The following is a 21,931-nucleotide window of genomic DNA, read 5'->3' on the forward strand; positions in this document are numbered from 1 at the left end:
CCGCTATCCTTCGCCCACCCACGGCGCAAAGAACCCACCGCATGAACTCCACCGACACGCGCGCCGGCTGCGCCCTGTGCGTCGACGCGCAGCCGCTGGATTTCGAGTTCAGCTATGCGTTCCAGCCGATCGTCGATGTGCGCGCGCGCCGCATATTCGCGCATGAAGGCCTGGTGCGCGGCACCGCCGGCGAGCCGGCCGCTTCGGTGTTGTCGCGGATCACCGCGTCCAACCGCTATGCGTTCGACCAGGCCTGCCGCGACAAGGTGATCCAGACCGCGTCGCGGCTGCAGATGGGTTCGTACCTGTCGATCAACTTCCTGCCCAACGCCATCTACCGGCCCGAGCTGTGCATCCGCTCCACGCTGCACGCGGCGCGGCGCTACGGCTTCCCGGTCGAGCAGATCATTTTCGAGACCGTGGAGGGCGAGCAGGTCAGCGATGGCAGCTGGCTGGCCGAGATCCTGAGCGAGTACAAGCGGATCGGCTTCAAGACCGCGATCGACGACTTCGGCGCCGGTTTCGCCGGGCTCACCCTGCTGGCCGATTTCCAGCCGGACATCGTGAAGCTGGACATGGCCCTGATCCGCGTGATCGACCAGAGCCCGCCGCGGCGCGCGATCGTCGCCGGTGTGGTCGCGATGTGCCGGGAGCTGGGCATCGAGGTGATCGCCGAAGGCATCGAGACCGCGGACGAGGCGCGCTGCCTGGCCGACCTCGGCATCGGCTTGATGCAGGGCTACTGGTTCGGGCGCCCGCAGTTCGAGCGCATCGCGCATGAGGCGGACATACCGTGGGTCACCTGAGTGATGACGGGCAGGCGCTGGACCTGCTTGGCGCCGCCAGTCCCGCGGTGCTTGCCCACGCCGTCGACCAGAGCACCAGCGCGGTGCTCATCACCGATGCCGGGCTGGAGGGCGGCGGCCCGCTGATCGTCTACGCCAACCCGGCGTTCTGCCGCATGAGCGGCTACCGGCCGGAGCAGCTGCTCGGCCGCAGCCCGCGCCTGTTGCAGGGTCCACTCACCGACCGGGCGCTGATGGCCTCGCTGCGCCGGCACCTGCAGCAGGGGCTGCCGTTCGCCGGCAGCACGGTCAACTATGCCGCCGACGGCCGTGCCTACACGGTGGAGTGGAGCATTTCCCCGGTGCGCGACGCCAGCGGTGCGATCGCGTATTTCGTGTCGGTGCAGAACGACATCAGCGCGCGGATTGCCGCCGAGCAGGAACGCCGGCTGCTGCTGCAGGCGCTGGATGCCGCGATCGACCCGATCCTGATCACCGGGCGCGACACCGGCGTCGTGTTCGTCAACGAAGCCTTTGCCCGGCTCACCGGCTATGCGCCGGAGGAGATCCTCGGGCAGTCGGCGCGGATGCTGTACCCGTCGCACCAGGACCCGCTGTTCTACCGCAACCTGCGGGTCTGCCTGCGCGAGGGAAAGCCGTTCCGCGCCACCTTCACCTACCGCCACAAGAGCGGCCGCCAGATCCACGTCGAGCAGAGCATCGCCCCGGTCGGCGACGGCCGTGGCCGGATATCGCATTACATCAGCACCGGCAAGGACGTCAGCGAACGCGTCGAGCGCGAGTGCCGGCTGATGGAGATGGCGACCATCGACTCGCTGACCGGGCTGTTGAACCGGCATGCCGGCGCCGAACAGCTCTACGGGCTGGTCGCGCAGGCGCAGGCGTCGGCCCGGCCGCTGAGCGTGATCATGGCCGACATCGACCACTTCAAGGCCATCAACGACGTGCACGGGCACAAGGCCGGCGACGACGCGCTGGTGTGCGTGGGCCGGGTGCTGAAATCCTGCGTGCGCGCCGACGACCGCGCCATCCGCTGGGGCGGCGAGGAGTTCCTGGTCATCCTGCCCGGCGTCACCCTGGCGCAGGCCATGGAGCTGGCCGGGCGCCTGCGCCAGCAGGTCAACACGACGCGGGTCAATGAGCTGGACCTGTTCTCGCTGTCGATCTCGGCCGGCGTCGCCGAGATGGCCACGGGCGAGAGCGCATCGGAACTGCTGCGGCGCGCGGATCTGGCGATGTACCGCGCCAAGCGCCAGGGCCGCAACGCCGTCAGGTGCTGAGCGCGCGGTAGCGCACCCAGGCCGGCACCGGGCATGGGCCGGCCCGGGCGGTTGCCGCGGCCATGCGCTCGCTGCGCGGCCCGGAGACGGTCGCGCGGCGGCGCCGCGCCGCTCAGTGCGCCGGATGCCCCGGCGCGCCGGGATCGCGTGCCAGCTGGGTGAGCATGCGCATGTGCTGCTTGGCCCAGCGCGCGCCCCAGCGCATGCCGGCGCTGGCCGAACGCACGGCGATGATCGGCAACGGGCGCGACGGCTCGTGCAGGTAGACCTCCACGATCCAGCCGAGGTTGCGCCGGCAGATTTCCAGCACCTTGACCCCGCCCAGGCACAGGCGTTTGCGATCGGGTTCCTCGACCCAGTGGAACGGCGGGGGAAGGCGGCTCGGGACGGCTTTGACCATGGCGGGTTCCTCCTGTGGCTGCGCGGTACCCCGGCCGGGGGCAATGCCGGCCGCCTGCCAAGGGCGCACCGGCTGCCGCCGACCCTGCCGCCGTCCGGACGCCGCGCGGCGCCATCGCGGGGGCGGCCGGTACCGCGGCGTCAGGGTAGCGGGGGCCGCCGTTATCCCCGCGTCGATGCGCGCGCGGGCGATTTCACGCCGCGGCGGTCAGCTGACCACCAGCACCCAGGTCGCATTCGAACCGCTGAACCGGTAGCGCAGGCCCTCATGGTCGATCTGCCGGGCCAGGTTGCCCTGCGCATCGACCAGCACATGCAGGTCGACAAGGACGCCGGCGCCGGCGTTGGGAGCGTGGCACAGCAGTGTCTCAAGGGGCACGCGCTCGGTCGCCAGCACGGTGACCGCGCGGCGCTCCGCCCCGGGTCCCTGCAGGAACATGTTCACATCTTTCAAGGGCACTCTCCTGCGGGGGCGACGGGCCCCGGCTCATGGTGGCGTTGCCCCGCCGCGGCCGGGCAGGGCCGGCGGCAACGGGGTGGGTGGGCCGTCGCGCGGGCGCGCGACGACGGTCCCGGCTCCCGCTGGCGGGAACAGGGTTTGCATCGGGTCTGTCTGGAGGCCCGCCCCGTGCGGCGCCATGCATGTGCGGATGGCCGGAAGTGCGCACGGCGGGGGCCGGAACCGGCGGCAGATGCAGGGCCCGGCGCGTGCCTGTGCGGCAGGGCGCCGGGTGCGGGGAGGCGTTGTCCGGTGTCGAGATATACCCGGACTGGCGTTAAGAGAAAGGGACGATACGGCGGGTGCGCCGGCAACGGGAGCGGGCATGGTGTTCAAGGTGGGTGGGGCCGGCACGGAGCGGTGCGCTGACGGCCGCATGGCCCGGACGGCGCGTAGAATCGCCCGGGTGGTACAGGATCCTGCCGGTGGCATTGACGCTCGGCGGTACGGCGGGAAGGCCGTTCGTGGTGCGTTGCCGGGGCCGGTTGCTGGCGCCGGCGAACTGGGGTTCGGGCCGGGCAGGGGCGGTGGTATGGACGATGGCGGGGCGATGACAGTCCACGGCGGTACGCTGGCCAGCGGCGGCCGGTGCAGCGCACTGGCGGTGCCGGCAAGGGCCGCCCATGCACGATGACGCCCCGCTGCCCGCAGCTGACGGCGGCATGCCGCGCTCCCTGTTCGCCACGCCGCTGTGGGCACTGCTGGTGCTGGTCATCGGCCTGACGCTGACGGCGCGGGTGGCGCTTGGCGAATGGCGCGGCGAGCGCGAGCGGGTGCAGTCGCTGCAGCGCTCGCTGGCCGATGCCGCGCCCGCGCGCCTGCGTGAACCGCTGGCCGGCGCCGCGCTGGGGTTGCGGGCGATGCAGACCGTGCTGCTGGCGGGCACCGCGCAGCTGGACCAGGGCACCTTCGACAGCTACCAGCGCAACCTGCGTTCTCAGGAGTGGATCCATGGCTATGTGCTGATCGCCTTCGCGCAGCGCCAGGTGGACGCCGCTGGCCAGGCCACCTACCGCTACCAGTACGTCGCGCCGCTGGAAGGCAACGAGGTGCTGGTCGGTTTCGATGTCGCCCGGCAACCGGAGAACATGGAGGCGCTGCGGCGCGCGCGCGACGCCGATGCGGCCGCCCTGTCCGCGCCGTTCCCGCTGCTGCAGTTCCGCGGCCAGCGGGCGGCGGGCGACATGGGCATCACCGTGCGCCTGCCCGCGTACACCCCGGGCGCGATGCCGGCCACGGTCGCGGAACGGCGCGCGCGCGAGCTGGGCGCGCTGGCGGTCAGCGTGCGCCTGGAGCCGATGGTCCGCCAGGCGCTGTATGGCCGCATCCTCGACCACATGGACGTGGAGATCCGCGACCTGGGCGCATTGCCGGCGCATGCCCGGGTGTTCGCCAGCGCGCCGTTGCCGGCCGACCCGGCGGCGCTGCAGGTGCGGCGCATGGAATTCGGCGGGCGTACGTGGGAACTGCGGCTGTGGCCGCGCGTACCGATGGGCGAGTGGGCGCAGCTGCGGTTGATCGTGATCGGCGGCAGTTCGATCAGCCTGCTGCTGGCCCTGTTCCTGTGGTCGCAGGCAAGCGTGCACCGACGCGCGCTCGAGCTGGCGCGGCGGATGAGCGCGCGCTTCGGCGAAAGCGAGGCGCGGTTCCAGGCCCTCAACGAGATGCTGCCGGCGCTGGTGCTGGTGGCCGACGCGCGCGACGGGCGCATCACCTACGCCAACCGCGCGGCCAGGGCCCAGCTCGGCGCCGTCGCCGGCACGCCGCTGGAGGGCCTGTTCGCCGATGCCGTGCACGGTCGCGAGGCGGTCGCCGCGACCCGCGCGCACGGCGCATGGAGCAGCCAGGAGGCATTCGTGGTGCGCGGTGCCGATGCCGCGCTGTGGGTGAATGCCTCGCTCGCCATGCTGGAGATCGACCACGTGCCGCACCTGCTCATGGTGGCCGGCGATACCAGCGCGCAGCGCGAGATGACCGAGCGCCTGCGCTACCAGGCCGCGCATGACGAGCTCACCGGGCTGTGCAACCGCCGCGAGTTCGAGCGCTGCCTGCGCCAGGCGCTGCTCGACCGCGACGCCGCCGGCGAGGGGGCGTTCGCGCTGATGTACATCGACCTGGACCAGTTCAAGCTGATCAACGACCTGTCCGGGCATAGCGCCGGCGACCAGTTGCTGGTGCAGCTGGCGCAGGCGATGCGGCGCCACGTCCGCGATGGCGACCTGCTGGCGCGGCTGGGCGGCGACGAGTTCGGGCTGCTGGCGTCCGGCGTGGACCAGGCCCAGGCCGACCTGCTGGCCGAGCAGGTGCGCGCGTGCATCGAGCGTTCGACGTTCTGCTGGCTGGGACGCAGCTACACGGTGAGCGCGAGCATCGGGCTGGTGCTGGTCGACCAGCCCGGATGCACCCTCAAGGACCTGCTGGCCTGGGCCGACACGGCCTGTTACCAGGCCAAGGAAGACGGCCGCAACCGGGTGCGGGTGTACCGCGACGACGCCGACGCCACCCGGCGCATGGGCGAGATGGAATGGGCCAGCCAGCTGCGCCGGGCGCTGGAGCAGGACCGCCTGCTGCTGGACTACCAGGAGATCGTGCCGTTGTCGCCCGGCGTCGAACCGGTCACCCGCGTGGAGCTGCTGCTGCGCATGCGCACCGACGACGGCAGCGTGATCGCGCCGGGCGTGTTCATGGTGGCGGCCGAGCGCTATGGCCTGATGCCGGCGGTGGACCGCTGGGTGATCCGCACCGCGCTGGCCAATTTCAATGCCCTGCATCCCTGCGGCGAGCGCCTGCAGAGCTGCGCCATCAACCTCTCCGGCGCCAGCCTCGAGGACGAGGGGCTGGCCGATTTCATCCTCGATGCGATCGCCCGCAATGGCGTGCCGCCGCAGCGGCTGTGCCTGGAAATCACCGAAACCGTGGCGGTGCGCGACCTGCTGCGCGTGGTGCGGGTGATCGAGCGCCTGCGCGCGGCCGGCTGCTGCATCGCGCTGGACGACTTCGGCGCCGGCATGGCCTCGTTCGGCTACCTGAAGAACCTGCCGGTGGACGTGATCAAGATCGACGGCAGTTTCGTGCGCGACCTCGGCCGCGACCCGATGAGCCGGACCATCGTCGATGCCGTCACCCGCATCGGCCACCAGCGCGGGGCCCGGGTGGTGGCCGAGTGGGTGGACGACCTGGACACCCTGGACCTGCTGCGCGCGCTGGGCGTGGACAGCGCGCAGGGTTTCGCCCTGCACCGCCCGGAGCGGGTGCTGTTCCAGTGCGACAACACCGGGCAGCCGCCGCTGCCATGACGCGCGCCGCTCAGTTGCGGACCGCGAACACGCCGTCCAGTTCCGGGCGCGCGCGGAACCCGGCCTTGCCCAGGCGGGTGGCGACCTCGCGCGGCACGTCGCGGCCGCTGGTCAGCCGGTTGGGCATGCCGGTGTAATGGAACAGCTGGCCGCCGCGGCGCAGCACCCGCGCCAGATGGTCGTAGAACGCCTGCGAGTAAAGTTCGCCGGCGATGCCGAAGCGTGGCGGGTCATGCAGCACCGCATCGACCGAGGCGTCGGCGATATCGGCGATGGCCAGCGAGATGTCACCGTGGGTCAGCGTCAGGCGGCCGCCGGCGGCGGCCGCTGCCGGGTCCGGTGACCAGGGATTGAGCGTGCGCAGCCACAGCACTTCCGGACTCTTCTCGAACGAATGCACCGCCGCCACCCCGGCCTCCAGGCAGCAGGCGGCGAAATAGCCCATGCCGCCGCAGGTATCGAGCACCTGCTTGCCGCGCGGCGCGACCAGGGCAACCTTGCGCCGCGCGTCGTCCATCGGCGACAGCTGCGCGCTGACCAGCATCTTGATGCCGTCGATCTCGAAGGTCGGTACGCCCCAGTCGGTCGGCACCAGCTTGTACAGGCCATTGCCGAACCGCGAGGCCGGCGCGAAATCCGCGCCGTCCCAGTAGTACAGGGTGCGGTCCTTGAGCCGCTCCGGCCACGGATAATCGTGGCCGCGCCACTGCCAGCGACCGGCCTCCAGCCGCACCGCGTCGGTGCCGCGGCCCAGGTCGAGCGAGCCGTTCCAGACCGCGTCGCCGCGCCGCTGCGCGTCGCGCATGGCGTCCAGCAACGGGCGGGTGAGCAGGGGGCCGGAGTAGTGGGTCATGCGCTGGGAGTGCCGGAAAGGGCGGCCATCGTAACCCGGGCATCGGCGCGCGACGGCGATGGAACTCGCCGCCCGGCCTCCGGTCTGTAGTTGCCACGGTGCACCGCGGGGCTCCCGCCGCGTGCAGGTCTGCGATGGAGAGGCATGCACGATTCCCGCGTCAGCGAACCCCTGTCCCACCGCATCGGCGCCGGGCTGGCGACCGTGGCGATTCTCTGCCTGGCCGGCCGCGTGCTGTGGCAGGTGCCCGAACCCGCCGCGGAGCATCGGCAGCAGCGCCTGCAGGTGCGCTGGCTGGCGCGCGCGGCGGAACCGGCACCGGCGCCGTCGCACTCGTCGCTGCCCGCCATGACCCGGGTGGCGGCGCCCGCCGTTGCGCCCCCGCCGTTCCCGGCCGATGGCCAGCGGCCGCCCGCGCCGACACCGCCACCGGCCGCGTCATCGCCGCCGGTGCCCGCGGCCGGCGCCGCGCGTCGCCTGTACGCCGCCGATGGCGGGATCGCGCTGCCGGACGATGTCGCGGCGCGGGCACGCACCCCGGGCAAGGACGAGCAACTGTTCACCCACCGCGACGAACTGGCGACGGGCGTCGGCGAGCGCGCCACCGCCGGCCTGTTCTCGAAGCGTGCAGCCGGGACCCGGCAGTCACGCAGGGAGAAGTGGCTCTACGGCGAGGACATCCAGCCGGCGCAGGCGCGGCGCGCGCCGGATGTGGCGTTCAACCCGTCGTTGCACGAGCGCGCGTCCGACCTGGGCAGCGAAGCCACCGGCGATGCCTACAAGGCCGCGCCGATCCGCCATGAGCCGCTGCCCGGCCTGGATGGCGAGGCCAGCCGTCGCATCCGTACCGCCATCGGCGAGCTGGAACGGCGCTACCCGCGCTGCGACGATGCGGTACGCCGGCGCTGGTTCGGCAACGCGCTGCAGCAGCTGGACGCGCTGGAGCGGCTGGAGTACCGCTACCGCCATGGCGCCGACCCGGTCGAAGCCGAGCACACGCTGCCGTCCGCGGCCGACAGCGCCTATGACCTGGCAAGGCGCGCGCTGTGGGAGGCGGAACGACGCATGAAGACCTGCGGCTGAGCGAACCTGCCGGCATGAGTCATGCCCGGGGCATGATGGCTGCGCCCGGTTGCCTGCGGATGTCCTGCGCGGTGGCCCTCGCGGCGGGCCGCGACACCGCGCCGCGGCCCACCGGACAGGCCCTCTGGACAGTGCCCGGACGGCCGCGGGTCATTACCGGACAACTTCGCCAACTTCATGTTCCAGAAGGATTTTTGGTGCCGGCGGCTGTCTAGAATCGGCGCTCCTCCACCGCCTGGGATTGCGATGAAGCCGAGCCGCCTGTTGTCGTGCATGTTGTTCCTGGTCACCAGTTTCGGCTGCCACGCCGGGCAGGTCGGCGCCGCCGAGCCGCGGCCCGGCGTGACGCCGGGCTACAGCCACCCGCTGCCGCGCCATGCCCTGGTCGGCTACCTGCACAACTTCGACAACGGATCGGGGGTGCTGCCGCTGGGCCAGGTGGACGACGCCTGGGACGTGGTGGTGCTGGCGTTCGCCGACGACATGGGCCAGGGCAGGGTCGCGTTCAATCCGGCGCCGGGGCTGGAGCGCACGCGCCTGGTCGCCGACATCGCCGCGCGCCGCGCGCGTGGCGGGATCGTGGCGCTGTCCTTCGGTGGTGAGCTGGGCAAGGTGACGTTGCGCACGCAGCGCGACGAGGACAACTTCGTGCGCACCACCGCGCAGGCCATCGACGCCTACGGGCTCGACGGCATCGATATCGACCTGGAGAAGGTCGCCGGTGTCGTGCACGGCGCACCGGTCACCGGCCACCTGGTCTCCGCGGTCAAGCGCCTGCATGCCATGTACCCCAACCTGTACGTGTCGATGGCGCCGGAGCACCCCTACGTGCAGGGCGGCTGGGTGTCGATGGAGGGCATCTGGGGCGCCTACCTGCCGCTGATCGACGGGCTGCGCGACGAGCTGGACCTGCTGCACGTGCAGCTCTACAACAACGGCGGCCTGCCCACCCCCTACCGCGCGGACAGACTGCCGGCCGGCAGCGTGGACATGATGGTGGGCTCGGCGAAGATGCTGATCGAGGGCTTCGCCCTGGCCGGCGGCAAGGGCCGCTTCCACGGCCTGCGCCCGGACCAGGTGGCGCTGGCCCTGCCCTCCGGCCCGCGCGCGGCCGGCACTGGCTACGCGCCGCCGGCGGCCATCATCCGCGCGTTCGACTGCCTGGCCCGCGGCAACGGCTGCGACACGCTCGAGCCGGCGCGGCCGTATCCGGACTTCCGCGGTGTGATGGCGTGGTCGATCAACTGGGACGTGGCCGACAACGGCGCGTTCTCGGCGCCGGTCAGCACCCACCTGCGCGCGGCGCGCGGCAGCCGCTGACCGCGCGGGCGCGCAACCCGCCGCGCGGGGCGGTACTCAGTCCGTCGCCGGCCGCAGCCGCAGTGCCGGCACTGGAATGTGGTGAAGCAGCTCGCGCACCACCACCAGCGCGGCGGCGAAGCGCGGCTGCGCGGGCAACCCCAGGCTGTGCGCGGGAACGCCGGCCGCCACCCGCGCGAGCCGCTCGAAGACGTTCTCGACGTCGGCGATGGACAGCGTGGCCACCGTGCCGGGTACCCGTCCACTGGCCGCCCACAGCGGCGCCAGCACCGGGTCGGCGCATTCCAGCAGCCCCGGCGCCGGGTGGCGCAGCGCCGGGATCGCCGGCATCAGCACATCCTCGGCGCACTGGATGGCCTGCTCCAGTGCGCTGGGCTGCGGCGGAAAGGCGTGCAGCCCCGCCGCCAGCAGGTCCGCCAGCGACAGCGGCAGCACCACCGCGGCACCCTGCGGTGGCTGCAGCCGGATCGGGTTTTCCTGCAGGTGCAGTTGCAGATTCATGCATGACTCCGTGGGACGGGTGGCGATCCTGTCGGTGCCGGGTGGTTCCGTGGCCGGCGAGCGTCTATGGTGCCGGCTCCGCAACCGCTGGGATGTACATGGAACGCAGGCATTGGGTGATGGTCGTGGCATTGCTGACCGGGGGCGCGCTCGCGGCCAGCTATCTGTGGCCGCCACGGACGCCCTCGGTAGCGCCGGCCGCCACGCCGCTGGGCTGGCGCGCGCAGGTCGCGCTGCTGGCCGGCGACGGCATCGAAGGCGACAGCGTCGGTTCCGGCATGCACAGCCGCTTCAGCGATCCCTGGGGCGTGGCGATGGACACCGGCGGCACGCTTTATGTTGCCGATGCCGGCGACAACAACCGCATCCTCTACCGCTGGCTGGACGGCGTGTTCCACGTGCTGGCCGGCGGCCGCGAGGGCTTCGCCGACGGGCGCGGGGACGCCGCCGCGTTCAACACGCCCTCCGGGCTGGCGCTGGACCGCCACGGCAACCTGTATGTCGCCGATACCGGCAACCATGCGATCCGCAAGGTCACCGCGCAGGGCGACGTCAGCACACTGGCCGGCGACGGCGTGGCCGGGTTCGCCGATGGCATCGGCCGGCAGGCGCGTTTCGACGGGCCGATGGGCGTGGCGGTGGATGCGCAGGGGCGGGTGTACGTGGCCGACACCTGGAACGACCGCATCCGCGTGATCGAGCCGGACGGCCGGGTGTGGACGCTGGCCGGCGGCGGCCGCCCCGGCTGGGCCGACGGCCAGCGCGAAGCGGCGCGTTTCGATACCCCCACCGACCTCGCGCTCGCCGCCGACGGCACGCTGTGGGTGGCCGACCTGCGCAACGACGCGCTGCGCACCGTCACCGCGGCTGGCCACGTCGCCACGCCGGTGGGTGGGCCCGAGGGCCCCCAGGTGCTGTGGGGGCCGATGACGCTGGCGCTCACCCACGACGGCGTGGCCTACGTCGGCGAGCGCATCACCGGCCGCGTGGTGCAGGTCTCGCCCACCGGGCACGTGGTGGCGGTGGCGGGTGATGCGCAGCGCTTCGCGCGCCCGGCCGGCATCGCGCTGGCGCCCGATGGCAGCCTGCTGCTCGGCGATGCCGATGCCTACCGCCTCCATCACCTGCGGCCGCCGCTGGCGGGAATGGCGGCGGCCGAAGCGCCGGTCGGGCCTGCGATGGACAACCCGCTGCCGCGCAACCAAGGGCGCTGGCCGCTGGCGCCGCAGCTGGGCTGGCACGAAGTGGTCGGCACCCTGGGCGAAGTGCGCGGCAACTTCAGCGGCGAAAGCCGCCACCACCTGCACGGTGGCTTCGACGTCCGCGGCGACGTCGGCCAGACCGTGCTCGCCATCGCCGCGGCCAAGGTCAGCAGCCCGGCGGCGACCTGGAGCCTGGGCGGGCAGGCCGAGGGCCTGTCGCTGGACACCGTCGACTACATCCACATGAAGGTCGGCCGCGACCCGCGCAACCAGCCGCTCGATCCGGCCCGCTTCCAGCTGGTGCACGACGAGGCCGGGCAGCTGCAGCGGGTGCGCGTGCGCCGCGGTACCCGCTTCCACCCCGGCGATGCGCTGGGCAGCATCAACAGCCAGGCCCACGTGCACCTGGCGGTCGGACCATCGGGTTACGAGCGCAATGCGGTACGGTTGGGCTTCGCCAATTACGCCGACCACGTGCCGCCACGCATCGACGACATCGCCCTGCTCGACGCCCGCGGCCAGCGCCTGCGCGAAAGCCGCGACGGCCGCCTGCGGGTGCCGCGCGACGCCGGCGGCCTGCAACTGGTGGTCGAGGCCTGGGACCAGGTGGACGGCAACCTGCCGCGCCGCCGTCTCGGCCTGTACGCGCTGGGCTACCAGATCCTCGACGCCGACGGCCGCGCGCTGCCCGGCCACGAACAGCCGCGCATGAACATCGAGTTCAACCGCATGCCGCCGCAGGCGGACGCGGCCAAGGTCGCCTACGCCGAGGACAGCGGCATCACCGTGCACGGCAGCGCGGTGACGCGGTTCCGCTACGTGGTCAGCAATGTGGTGCGCGACGGGCGCCTGGCAGTGGATGCCCTACGGTTGGCCCAGCTATCACCCGGCGACTATATCTGCCGCATAACCGCAAAAGACTACAGCGGCAACACGGTACATGAAGAGCTTGCAATGACGATAGACGCAGCAGGACAGTAGGCGGTGGGAGAAACGGTGCACATAGGGCTCGCTGCTGCTATCGGCGAATGAACAAGGATGGTTCATTTTCCATGGATGCCCATCAATGCCCTCCGGGCGTGGGAGATGGAAAGTGTGTGATCCGGTAGGTCTGCGCATGGTGCTGGATGACCGCCGGGATGTCGGGCAGCCTTCGACGATGTGGGTTCAGGCCCGGTGCCGGCCGCTGGGTTGGTCTCAGTGCTGATGTGTGCTGGGGCGCAGCGCGAACAAGGCCGGGCTGTCCGGGCCTTTTCCAGCCAGTGGCGCAAGGTCGGCCGCACCACGCCTGGGTACATGGGAGCCGCCGTCGTTGCACTCATCGCGTCCCAGGTGGACGGTCGACCGCTGCTGGCTGGCTTCCAGCCATCGTCGTGGCCGTGGGCCTGATCCAGGCTCGGGCGATTGCACGACAGCAGGCTTGGACCACCCGGCGTGGGGGAGGTGGAGCTCGCTTGCCTGTGTGACGAGGAGCTGGTCTGCTGCACCGCGTCCGCGCCCAACCGGGATGGCGTAAGCCCAAGAGGGGGCGGCACACCCCTCCCACCGTCGGGTAGTACCTCGGCGATGCCGACCGCCCGGAGTAGATCGCCATTGTCCGGCCACTGTCCCCGGGCTCTGCGACACGACCCACCTGGCGGACTTCCAGGCCTTATGGCATGAACTTCGTATGTCGAGCCTCGCAGCAATGCAGGACGCTGAGGGTTGCACATAGATCCGGGGCATAAAAGAACCCGGCACGTGGCCGGGTTCAAGTACTGCACTTGGAGAAGATGGCAATCAGAAATCGTAGCGGAGGCCAAGCCGCATATAGCGCGGCGTTGAATAGCTGATCACGCGGTTGGTCGAATGGTATGGGTTGCCGACAGAGCCGATTTCGCCGTACTCGATGTAGTTCTGTGCCGTCTGGGAGTTGGTCACGTTGAACACATCAAGCGACAGTTCCAGCTTGTTGTTCAGGAACGACGGACGGTAGGCCACACCCATGTCCAGACGTCCCACCCACGGCGTGGTACCGGCCGAGCCGCGCGGCATGACCTTGCCATTGCAGTAGCGGTAATAGGGACCCGAATACTCAACGGTTTCGCTGAACTCGCCATCCGGATCCGGACCGGCGTAGATGCCAGTGCAGTTCTTCGGGCGACCGGACATCAAGGTGAAGGTGCTGGAGAAGCGCCACTCATCGTTGAGCTGGTAGTAGCCGAAGGACTTGAGGTAGTGGCGACGGTCGTTGGGCAAGTTGCCGTTCGCATGGAACATCATCTCCGGGTGGTCCCAGTCCATCGTCTGCGACACATCGCCCTGTGCCACGTCGGACTTCAGCTGGCCCTCGGCATTGCCGTAGTTGTGCGACCAGGTGTAGTCGATCTTGCCGTAGAACTTGCCGTCGAAGGAATGCTCCAGGAACAGCCCGATACCCTGGTAACGGCGCTTGAGCTTCGGGAATCCGAGCTGCTGGGCCGACAGGGGCACGGTGATCAGATTGCCGGTGCCGTCATCCAGTTGGAACGTATTGCCTACCCCGGGGTTGAACAGGCGGCAGCCACCCAGGCCATCGCCCAGCGCCTCGGCGACGCTTTCGGAGTAGCCGTTCTCGATGGCCCAGTAGTAGGCCGGGCGCCAATCGCACATGTCATCGATTGCGCTCTTGAGGTCCCGGAACATGTAACGCGCACCGAAGGTGAGTGATTCGCCCAGTTGCTTCTCGAAGCCAAGAACGAACTCATCCTGGTAGTGGGATTTCAGCCCCTTGGCTGCAACCGAGGCCGGATCCGGTGCTTGCCCATACTCGTTGTTGGAGGAGAACGGGCCGTTGCCCAGGGCCGTGGTGCCCAGGGGGGCGCCGGTATTGGGATCGATACCGGTGAAGGAGAAGTACTCCATCGTATACGTCGAACCGGCGGCACCGCGCAGCGCGACATTGTTCGGCATCGCCAGGTGGTAGCGGCCGGCATTGGCGAAGACCTTCAAGGACGAGTCGCCGAAGACATCCCAGGTGGCGCCGATGCGGGGAGCCCACTGATTCTTCTGCTCCACATAGACGATGCCATCGGCATTGAAGTTCTGGAAGCTCTCATTGCGCAGGCCCAGTGACAACAGCCAGTTGTCGGTGACCTGCCAGCGGTCTTCCAGATAGAAGGCCTTCTGCTCGACCTTGAAGGTACCGCCGTTGGCATAGACGTACTTGACCACGTAGTCGCCGTTGCCACCGGGGCCACGGGCGCCACCGCTGCCGGGGATCGTTTCGTTGGCATTGGCCGCGCCTACCGAGTTGTAGATCCAGCGGTACCCCGGCCCCGACGTCACTTCGCCCGCGCGTGATTCGGAGTTCTGCACGTCATAGCCACCACGCAGGGTGTGATTGCCCAAACGCCATTCCAGATCGATGCGATAGCCGTCGGTCTTGTCGTAGGCATCCGGGAAGCTGAGCTGGTCGAATGCACCAAAGCGGACCGGGTTGGATACGTTGCGGGAGTCGCTGACATACACCACGCTCGGGTCGTAACCCCACGGCTTGGCGATATGGTCCTGTTCCTGTTCGCCGTACAGTGCGGTCAGGGTCAGGCTGTCGGTCAGGTAGCCGGTGTACTTCCCGATGTACAGCTCGCCGCCGTCTTCGTAGTAGTAACCACTGTTCTTGACGTTCCCGGGGTTGAATACATTCGACCCGGTGTAGTTGTAGGCGTAGGCACTCATCGTCTGCTTGGTCACATCGGAGATACCGGTGAACTCAAGCAGGTGGTTGTCGTTGATGTACCAATCCAGTTTCGCCAGCCAGCGGGGAACCTCGTAGTTGCGCTTCTGATAGCCGGTTCCGGTATTGGATCGGGTGGAGACCGTGGTCCTGTCCTGGTCCTCAAATTCCGCGCCGGCATAGAAGAACAGCCGGTCCTTGATGATCGGGCCGCTCGCGTACGCGCCGTAGGTCAGAGAGTCGGTGGTCTGATCGCTCAGGTGCTGATAGATCAGGCCGTCGGTATTGGGGAGCTTGCCCGTACTGGGGTAGTAGATGTTGCGCGAGTGCGCGCGGAAATCCTTCGGAGTCCAGACCAGTTGGGCGCCGGCCTTGAAATCATTGGTACCGCTCTTGGTGATTATGTTGACCACGCCGCCCGTTGCGCGGCCGAACTCCGAGCCATAGCCGCCGGTGATGACCTGGTACTGGCCGATGGCGTCGAAGGGCAAAGTGGTGGAGCCGAGGTTGGTAAGCGGGTTGGTGACAGCGTAGCCGTTGATGTAGAAGGCATTCTCCGATGCTGCCGAACCGCTGAACGAGGAAACGTTACCGTAGCGTGAGTCAGCGGCGACGACGCCTGGCGCGAGCATGGCCAAGGCGTTGATGTTGCGGCCGATAGACATCTTCGATATCTGCTCGGCGGTGAACACCTGGCGGCTGTCGGTTGCAGAGACGTCGATTGGCGACATGGCGCTGGCACGCACTTCGATGCGATCCATGTCCGTGGCGCTGCCGCCAGCCGCGGCAAAGGAAACCTCACTACCCGCGCCCAGTTGCACCAGCACATCTGACTTGGAGGCTACAACTTCGCCGTCCTTTTTCAGGATCACCTCGTACTTGCCGACAGGCAAGGCCGAGGCGCTGTAGCGACCGTTGTTGTCTACACGGATCTCGCGCGTCAGCCCGGTTTCGACATTGCGGATGGTGACGGTAGCGCCCGGCTGGCCGCCGGCACCAAAGATCGAGCCTGAAGCATTGGATTGGGCGTAGGCGCCGCCGGCGATGCAAAGGCTCAAGGCCGCGCTCAACGCGGCGCGTTGGATCGTCTTGCGTTTGACCATTTCTCTCTCCAGTGGAAGTCCTTGGCGGAAACTAGAAGATGAACAGAAGTCGAATGCCAAGTGAGCCGACCATAACTCCCCACTGTCGGAAAGTTAACGATTTATGACTGATTTTTCCGGGCGAATTTTTTTTCCTTTTGTTTTTCAATTAGTTACAAGTAAACCCATCTTCGGTATTGTGACTTTTCTCACTGTTTATTGTGCGTTTGCTTTCTTCTGAAAGTGTCTTGACCAGTGTTGGCACGGTACTTGCCGGGCCGGGCAGGGTGCGGACGCCCGGCCCGGAGGTGGCCAGCGGCCAGTGCGCTCACCCCAGCCGCATCCGCTCGGCCTGCAGGTCATCCACCGCGCGTACTTCGATGCTGCCGTAGGCCGCCCACGGGAACTGCGCGGCGATGCGCATGGCCTCCTCCGCGTCGGCGGCTTCGATCAGGTTGAACCCGGCGAGGATTTCCCGGGTTTCGGCGAACGGGCCGTCGGTGATCCGCGGCTGGCCGTCGCGGATGCGCAGGGTCCGCGCGGTCGCCGGCGGCTGCAGCTTCTGCGACATCAGCACGGTGCCCTGTGCCTGCAGTGCGTCGGCATGGCGCAGGCATTCGCGCATCTGCGCGTCGTAGGCAGGTTGCGGCAGCGCCTCCAGCAGCGCCGGGTCGATATGGATCAACAGCAGGAATTTCATGGCCGGGTCCTGTCGGGAGCAGAGGGCCATGATGGCGCAGGGTGGCGGTTGCGCCGCAACCATGAACGTGTTCATGAAAAGCATCGCCGGTGTTGTCGATTCCGTCGGCGCTGGTTCGTCGTACCGGATGTGAAGCGGATCATCCGGTCCGCAACCGGAAGGGCATGGACATGAAAGTAATGGTGATCGTGAAGGCGACGGCCGAGACCGAGGCCGGGGTGATGCCGACCGAGGCCGAGCTGGCGGCGATGGGCGCCTACAACGAGCGATTGGTGGAGGCCGGCATCATGCTGGCCGGCGAAGGCCTGCACCCGAGTCGGCGCGGCGCGCGGGTGCGCTTCGATGGCGCCCGGCGGCAGGTCATCGACGGCCCGTTCGCCGAGACCCGGGAGCTGATCGCCGGCTTCTGGCTGTGGCAGGTCCGTTCCCTGGACGAGGCCGTGGAGTGGCTCAGCCGCGCCCCGTTCGACGCCGACGGCACCGCGCCGGTGGAAGTGGAGATCCGCCCGTTGTTCGAGGCCGAGGACTTCGGCGAGGCCTTCACCCCGGAACTGCGCGCGCAGGAGCAACGTCTGCGCGAGCGCATCGAACGCAACGACTGATCCGACCGCAAGGAGACATGCGATGAAACTGATTCCTTTCCTGGGCTTCAATGGCGACACCCACGACGCCATGGCCTTTTACGCCCGGGCACTGGGCGGCAAGGTGGTGTCGGAGATGAAATACGCCGACATGCCGCCCGGCCCCGACATGGACGGTGAGGCCTGCGGCGGGTACACCCCGCAGCCGGACCACGTCGCGCACTGCCAGGTGGAGGCGGGCGGCGCGATCCTGATGGCCGCCGACGGCCCGCCTGCCCAAGGGCCGTGCGCCACCACCATCAACGTCGACGTGGACAGCGTGGAGGAAGCCGAGCGCGTGTTCGCGGCGCTGGCCGAAGGCGGCCAGGTGCAGATGCCGCTGGCCGAGACCTTCTGGGCCAAACGCTGGGGCATGCTGGTGGACCGCTACGGCAAGCCGTGGATGGTCAACTGCATGAAGCCGATGGACGGGGCACACTGACGATGGCCCCGCCGCAGATGATCTTCGTCAACCTGCCGGTGCGCGATCTGGAGGCGTCCCGGACGTTCTTCGCCGCGCTCGGCTACACCTTCAACCCGCAGTTCACCAACCAGGACGCGGCCTGCATGGTCATCAGCGACAGCATCTTCGTGATGCTGCTGGTGGAGCCGTTCTTCCAGGGCTTCACGCCCCGGCCGCTGTGCGACGCGCGCACCCACACCGAAGTCATCACCTGCCTGTCGGCACCCAGCCGCGCGGCGGTGGATACGCTGGTCGACAAGGCGCTGGCCGCGGGCGCAAGCGAACCGATGCCGGCACGCGACTATGGCTTCATGTACCAGCGCGGCTTCCAGGACCTGGACGGTCACCTCTGAGAGATCGCGTACATGGACGGCGCGCCGGGCTGATCCAGCGGCGGCCGGGCCCCGGCGCGGCCGCTTCCGTACCTGCTGCAGCGAGGAGAGGACGATGAGCTACGTGGATGGTTTCGTTTTACCGGTGCCGCAGGCGCGGCTGGCCGAGTACCGGCGCATGGCGCGCCTGGGTGCCAAGGTGTGGAAGGAACATGGTGCGCTGGCCTACGTGGAAGCGGTCGCCGACGACGTCAAGCCGGGCAGGCACACCTCGTTCCCGCAGGCGGTCAAGCTCAAGCCGGACGAGGTGGTGGTGTTCGCCTACATCGTCTACCGCTCGCGCGCGCACCGCGACCGGGTCAACGCCCGGGCCATGGCCGATCCGCGCCTGGCCGGCATGGATGCCAAGAGCGTGCCGTTCGACGGCAAACGCATGTTCTGGGGCGGGTTCAAGGCCTTCGTCGAGGCGTGACCCACGGCGCGCGCGCTTGCGCGCACCGTGGCGCGATGGTGTGATCGCGGGCGGATGGATACCCGCGAGATACAGCGCAGGCTCGACACGGTGTGGCGCATGGAGTCGCCGCGCCTGATCGCGCGCCTGGCGCGGATGCTGGGCGACCTGGACAGCGCCGAGGAGCTGGCCCAGGACGCGCTGGTCGCCGCGCTCGAGCACTGGCCGCGGCAGGGCGTGCCCGACAACCCCGCCGCGTGGCTGATGACCACCGCCCAGCGGCGGGCGATCGACCTGCTGCGCCAGCGTCGCCTGCAGGCCGGCAAGCACGAGGCGATGGCGCATGAGCCGGACCACCAGGGGAGCGTCGTGCGTGACCACGAGCGCGAAGTGGAAGACGACATCGGTGACGACCTGCTGCGGCTGCTGTTCGTCGCCTGCCACCCGGTGCTGCCGGCCGACGCCCGGGTGGCGCTGACCCTGCGCCTGCTGTGTGGCCTGAGCACGGCCGAGATCGCGCGCGCGTTCCTGCTGCCGGAGCCGACCGTCGCCCAGCGCATCGTCCGCGCCAAGCGCACCCTGGCCGAACGCGGCATCGCCTTCGAGGTGCCGCGGCGGCAGGCGTTGCCGCGACGCCTGCGTTCGGTGCTGGAGGTGCTCTACCTGGTCTTCAACGAGGGCTATGCCGCCAGCCAGGGCGAGGACTGGATGCGCCCGGCACTGTGCGGCGAGGCGCTGCGCCTGGGCCGGGTGCTGGCCGGGCTGATGTCCGGCTCGGCAGCGGTGCTGGGGCTGCTGGCGCTGATGGAACTGCAGGCGTCGCGGATGAATGCGCGCACCGATGCCGACGGCGCGGCGGTGCTGTTGATGGAGCAGGACCGCGGCCGCTGGGACTGGCTGCAGATCGGCCGCGGCCTGGCCCTGCTAGAGCAGGCGCAGGCACTGGGCGGCGAGGCGGACGCCTATGTGCTGCAGGCGGCCATCGCCGGCTGCCATGCGCGGGCGCGCCGCGCCGACCAGACCGACTGGGCGCGCATCGCGGCGTTGTATGGGCGCCTGGCGGCGGTCATGCCGTCGCCGGTGGTCGAACTCAACCGCACGGTGGCGGTGGCGCGCGCGCAGGGCGCGCAGGCCGCCTGGCCGCTGCTCGAGGCCCTGCAGCAGGACCGCCGGCTGGCGGACTATGCGCCGCTGCAGGCGGTGCGCGGCGATCTGCTCGAACACCTGGGCCGGCGCGACGAGGCCCGCACCGCGTTCGAGCGCGCCGCCGACCTGAGCGGCAACGCCCGCGAACGCGCGGCGCTGCGGGCACGCGCGGCGAACCTGTAGCCGCGCGTGCCAGCACCCCGTCCGTAGCCGGGCTCGCCCGACACGGGCTTCGCCGGGAAGGCCTCATGCGGGGCGAGCCCCGCATCTACGCGATCCGGCGCGCCATCGCATGATGCTCAACGTCCCATGCGGGGCAAGCCCCGCATCTACGGTCCGGCCGCCGTCGCGTGATGCTCACCGCCGCATGCGGGGCGAGCCCCGCATCTACGGGCAGGCGCGCCATCGCGTGATTGTCACCGCCGCATGCGGGGCAAGCCCCGCATCTACGGACCCCATGCGTTCCGGCACTGCCCGCGCCGTCGTGGTGCTGGCTACACTGCGGTGGTTGTTCGACCCATTGGAGATGGATGTGAAGCGAATCGTGATCAGCCTGCTGGCAATGTCGGTATCCAGCGCATTGATGGCCGCGCCGCCGAAGTTCGACGGCGCGCGGATTTCCGCCGATGTGAAGGAACTGGCCTCCGACGCCTATGAGGGCCGCTCCCCGGCCACCGCCGGCGAGGCGAAGACCATCGCCTACCTGAGCCGCCAGTTCGCCGAGGCGGGACTGCAGCCCGGCGGCGACCTGCAGGACGGCAAGCGCCTGTGGACCCAGGCGGTGCCGCTGCTCAAGGGCGATATCGTCGGCACGCCGCGGCTGTCGCTGTCCAGCAAGGGCACCTCGCAGGCGCTGACCCAGGGCCGCGAGATCGCGGTGCGCGCGGCGATGAACGGCGCCAGCGCGGTCGCGATCAAGGACGCGCCGCTGGTGTTCGTCGGCTACGGGGTCAAGGCGCCTGAGCGCAACTGGGACGATTTCAAGGGCGTGGACCTGAAGGGCAAGATCGCGGTGGTGCTGATCAACGACCCGGACTTCGAGACCGGCGTCGGCGACTTCGACGGCAAGGGCATGACCTACTACGGCCGCTGGACCTACAAGTACGAGGAAGGCGCGCGCCAGGGCGCCGCGGGCGTGCTGATCGTGCACGAGACCGCGCCGGCGTCCTATGGCTGGGCGACGGTGGCCGGTTCCAACACCAACACCATGTTCGACGTGGTGCGCGACGATCCGGCCGCGGCCCATCCGCCGCTGGAAGGCTGGATCCAGCGCGACCTGGCCGTGGACCTGTTCAAGCGCGCCGGCCTGGATTTCGAGGCGCTCAAGAAGCAGGCGCAGTCGCGCGATTTCCGCCCGGTGGAACTGAAGGGCGAGGCGTTCTCGGCCGACTACGCGGTCAAGACCGAGGTCATCACCTCGCACAACGTGGTCGCGCGCCTGGAAGGCAGCAGCCACCCGGACGAGACCGTGCTCTATTCGGCGCACTGGGACCACATCGGCGTCGGTGAGCCGGACGCGCGCGGCGACCGCATCTTCAACGGCGCGCTGGACAACGCCAGCGGCACCGCGGCACTGCTGGAGCTGGCCCGCGGCTTCGCCAAGGCGCCGCGCCCGCAGCGCTCGGTGGTGTTCCTGGCGGTGACCGCCGAGGAAAAGGGCCTGCTGGGGTCGGAGTACTACGCCAGCCACCCGCTGTACCCGCTGGGCAAGACCGTCGCGCTGATCAACATGGACGGCATGGCGCCGTTCGGCCCGTCGCGCGACTTCGGCATCTACGGCTCGGCGCGCTTCGAACTGCTGGACCAGCTCAAGGACGTGGCCAAGGGCTGGGACATCCGCTACACCCCGGACCCGAAGCCGGAAGCCGGCCTGTTCTTCCGCTCCGACCACTTCCCGTTCGCCAAGCGCGGCGTGCCGGCGCTGTCGTACTCGGCCGGGCAGGACTGGATCGACGGCGGCGTGGCGGCGGGCAAGAAGGCCTCGGACGACTACACCGCCAGGCGCTACCACCAGCAGGGCGACGAATGGCAGCCGGACTGGACCTTCGCCGGCGCCGCGCGCGACCTGGAAGTGGTCTACACGCTCGGCGAGCAGCTGGCCAATTCGCGTGCCTGGCCGAACTGGAGCGCCGGCGAACCGTTCCGCGCGGTCCGCGACGCCAGCGCCGACGAGCGCCGCTGAACCCGCCCGGCGGCGCCCATCC

Annotated in this window: 18 protein-coding genes; 12 read left to right on the forward strand and 6 right to left on the reverse strand. The window is 69.6% G+C overall.

Annotated features, from left to right (window positions below; genetic code table 11):
- Nucleotides 1-41: 41 nt before the first annotated feature.
- Complete coding sequence (locus ACJ7VY_RS01755) at nucleotides 42-806, forward strand: EAL domain-containing protein (protein ID WP_409476247.1); 765 nt, start codon at nucleotides 42-44, stop codon at nucleotides 804-806.
- Entirely contained in the window at nucleotides 794-2,086 is a 1,293-nt protein-coding gene (locus tag ACJ7VY_RS01760) for a diguanylate cyclase (protein ID WP_409476248.1), read from the forward strand. Before ACJ7VY_RS01755 ends, ACJ7VY_RS01760 begins: the two co-directional genes overlap by 13 nt.
- Before the next feature lie 112 nt (nucleotides 2,087-2,198).
- On the opposite strand, the gene ACJ7VY_RS01765 is transcribed toward ACJ7VY_RS01760, so the two are convergent.
- Together ACJ7VY_RS01765 and ACJ7VY_RS01770 are read right to left on the reverse strand one after the other, a co-directional pair.
- Nucleotides 2,199-2,486 (reverse strand): hypothetical protein, encoded by a 288-nt coding sequence (locus ACJ7VY_RS01765; protein ID WP_104937878.1) that lies wholly within the window; start codon nucleotides 2,484-2,486, stop codon nucleotides 2,199-2,201.
- 207 nt (nucleotides 2,487-2,693) lie between these two features.
- Nucleotides 2,694-2,939, reverse strand: coding sequence for a hypothetical protein (locus ACJ7VY_RS01770; protein WP_293760476.1), 246 nt, complete (start codon nucleotides 2,937-2,939; stop codon nucleotides 2,694-2,696).
- 707 nt (nucleotides 2,940-3,646) lie between these two features.
- Between ACJ7VY_RS01770 and ACJ7VY_RS01775 the strand changes: the two genes are divergently transcribed.
- Complete coding sequence (locus ACJ7VY_RS01775) at nucleotides 3,647-6,280, forward strand: EAL domain-containing protein (protein WP_409476249.1); 2,634 nt, start codon at nucleotides 3,647-3,649, stop codon at nucleotides 6,278-6,280.
- A gap of 10 nt (nucleotides 6,281-6,290) precedes the next feature.
- On the opposite strand, the gene ACJ7VY_RS01780 is transcribed toward ACJ7VY_RS01775, so the two are convergent.
- Nucleotides 6,291-7,133 (reverse strand): class I SAM-dependent methyltransferase, encoded by an 843-nt coding sequence (locus ACJ7VY_RS01780; RefSeq protein ID WP_409476250.1) that lies wholly within the window; start codon nucleotides 7,131-7,133, stop codon nucleotides 6,291-6,293.
- Nucleotides 7,134-7,277: 144 nt separating this feature from the next.
- Here ACJ7VY_RS01780 and ACJ7VY_RS01785 point away from each other — a divergent pair, with 144 nt between their 5' ends.
- Together ACJ7VY_RS01785 and ACJ7VY_RS01790 are read left to right on the forward strand one after the other, a co-directional pair.
- Complete coding sequence (locus tag ACJ7VY_RS01785) at nucleotides 7,278-8,216, forward strand: hypothetical protein (RefSeq protein WP_409476251.1); 939 nt, start codon at nucleotides 7,278-7,280, stop codon at nucleotides 8,214-8,216.
- A 246-nt stretch (nucleotides 8,217-8,462) separates the two neighbouring features.
- Nucleotides 8,463-9,536 (forward strand): chitinase, encoded by a 1,074-nt coding sequence (locus tag ACJ7VY_RS01790; RefSeq protein ID WP_409476252.1) that lies wholly within the window; start codon nucleotides 8,463-8,465, stop codon nucleotides 9,534-9,536.
- Nucleotides 9,537-9,572: 36 nt separating this feature from the next.
- Here ACJ7VY_RS01790 and ACJ7VY_RS01795 read toward each other — a convergent pair whose 3' ends face one another.
- Nucleotides 9,573-10,037: a hypothetical protein gene (locus ACJ7VY_RS01795; RefSeq protein WP_409476253.1), complete on the reverse strand. Its 465-nt coding sequence runs from the start codon at nucleotides 10,035-10,037 to the stop codon at nucleotides 9,573-9,575.
- A gap of 98 nt (nucleotides 10,038-10,135) precedes the next feature.
- Here ACJ7VY_RS01795 and ACJ7VY_RS01800 point away from each other — a divergent pair, with 98 nt between their 5' ends.
- Nucleotides 10,136-12,220 carry a gluconolaconase gene (locus tag ACJ7VY_RS01800; RefSeq protein ID WP_409476254.1) on the forward strand — a complete coding sequence of 695 codons (2,085 nt, stop codon included), beginning with the start codon at nucleotides 10,136-10,138 and terminating at the stop codon, nucleotides 12,218-12,220.
- 798 nt (nucleotides 12,221-13,018) lie between these two features.
- Here ACJ7VY_RS01800 and ACJ7VY_RS01805 read toward each other — a convergent pair.
- A complete protein-coding gene (locus ACJ7VY_RS01805; RefSeq protein ID WP_293760496.1) occupies nucleotides 13,019-16,036 on the reverse strand; it encodes a TonB-dependent receptor in 3,018 nt (1,005 codons plus the stop codon).
- A 307-nt stretch (nucleotides 16,037-16,343) separates the two neighbouring features.
- The gene (locus ACJ7VY_RS01810; protein WP_161615533.1) at nucleotides 16,344-16,715 is read right to left on the reverse strand and encodes a YciI family protein; all 372 of its coding nucleotides are present in this window, start codon (nucleotides 16,713-16,715) and stop codon (nucleotides 16,344-16,346) included.
- A 170-nt stretch (nucleotides 16,716-16,885) separates the two neighbouring features.
- On the opposite strand from ACJ7VY_RS01810, the gene ACJ7VY_RS01815 reads away from it, so the two are divergent.
- The 6 genes from ACJ7VY_RS01815 to ACJ7VY_RS01840 all read left to right on the forward strand — a co-directional run bounded on the left by ACJ7VY_RS01815 (nucleotide 16,886) and on the right by ACJ7VY_RS01840 (nucleotide 21,909).
- Nucleotides 16,886-17,317 (forward strand): YciI family protein, encoded by a 432-nt coding sequence (locus ACJ7VY_RS01815; protein WP_104940085.1) that lies wholly within the window; start codon nucleotides 16,886-16,888, stop codon nucleotides 17,315-17,317.
- A 22-nt stretch (nucleotides 17,318-17,339) separates the two neighbouring features.
- Nucleotides 17,340-17,777, forward strand: coding sequence for a VOC family protein (locus ACJ7VY_RS01820; RefSeq protein ID WP_161615534.1), 438 nt, complete (start codon nucleotides 17,340-17,342; stop codon nucleotides 17,775-17,777).
- A 2-nt stretch (nucleotides 17,778-17,779) separates the two neighbouring features.
- A complete protein-coding gene (locus ACJ7VY_RS01825) occupies nucleotides 17,780-18,151 on the forward strand; it encodes a VOC family protein (protein ID WP_409476255.1) in 372 nt (123 codons plus the stop codon).
- A gap of 94 nt (nucleotides 18,152-18,245) precedes the next feature.
- Nucleotides 18,246-18,602 carry a DUF1428 domain-containing protein gene (locus ACJ7VY_RS01830; RefSeq protein WP_104937887.1) on the forward strand — a complete coding sequence of 119 codons (357 nt, stop codon included), beginning with the start codon at nucleotides 18,246-18,248 and terminating at the stop codon, nucleotides 18,600-18,602.
- Nucleotides 18,603-18,656: 54 nt separating this feature from the next.
- Entirely contained in the window at nucleotides 18,657-19,910 is a 1,254-nt protein-coding gene (locus ACJ7VY_RS01835) for an RNA polymerase sigma factor (protein WP_313249816.1), read from the forward strand.
- Nucleotides 19,911-20,253: 343 nt separating this feature from the next.
- The gene (locus ACJ7VY_RS01840; RefSeq protein WP_275692563.1) at nucleotides 20,254-21,909 is read left to right on the forward strand and encodes a M28 family metallopeptidase; all 1,656 of its coding nucleotides are present in this window, start codon (nucleotides 20,254-20,256) and stop codon (nucleotides 21,907-21,909) included.
- The last annotated feature ends 22 nt before the right edge of the window (nucleotides 21,910-21,931 follow it).

Source organism: Stenotrophomonas sp. Y-13 (assembly GCF_046267925.1).
Taxonomy (GTDB): domain Bacteria; phylum Pseudomonadota; class Gammaproteobacteria; order Xanthomonadales; family Xanthomonadaceae; genus Stenotrophomonas; species Stenotrophomonas acidaminiphila_A.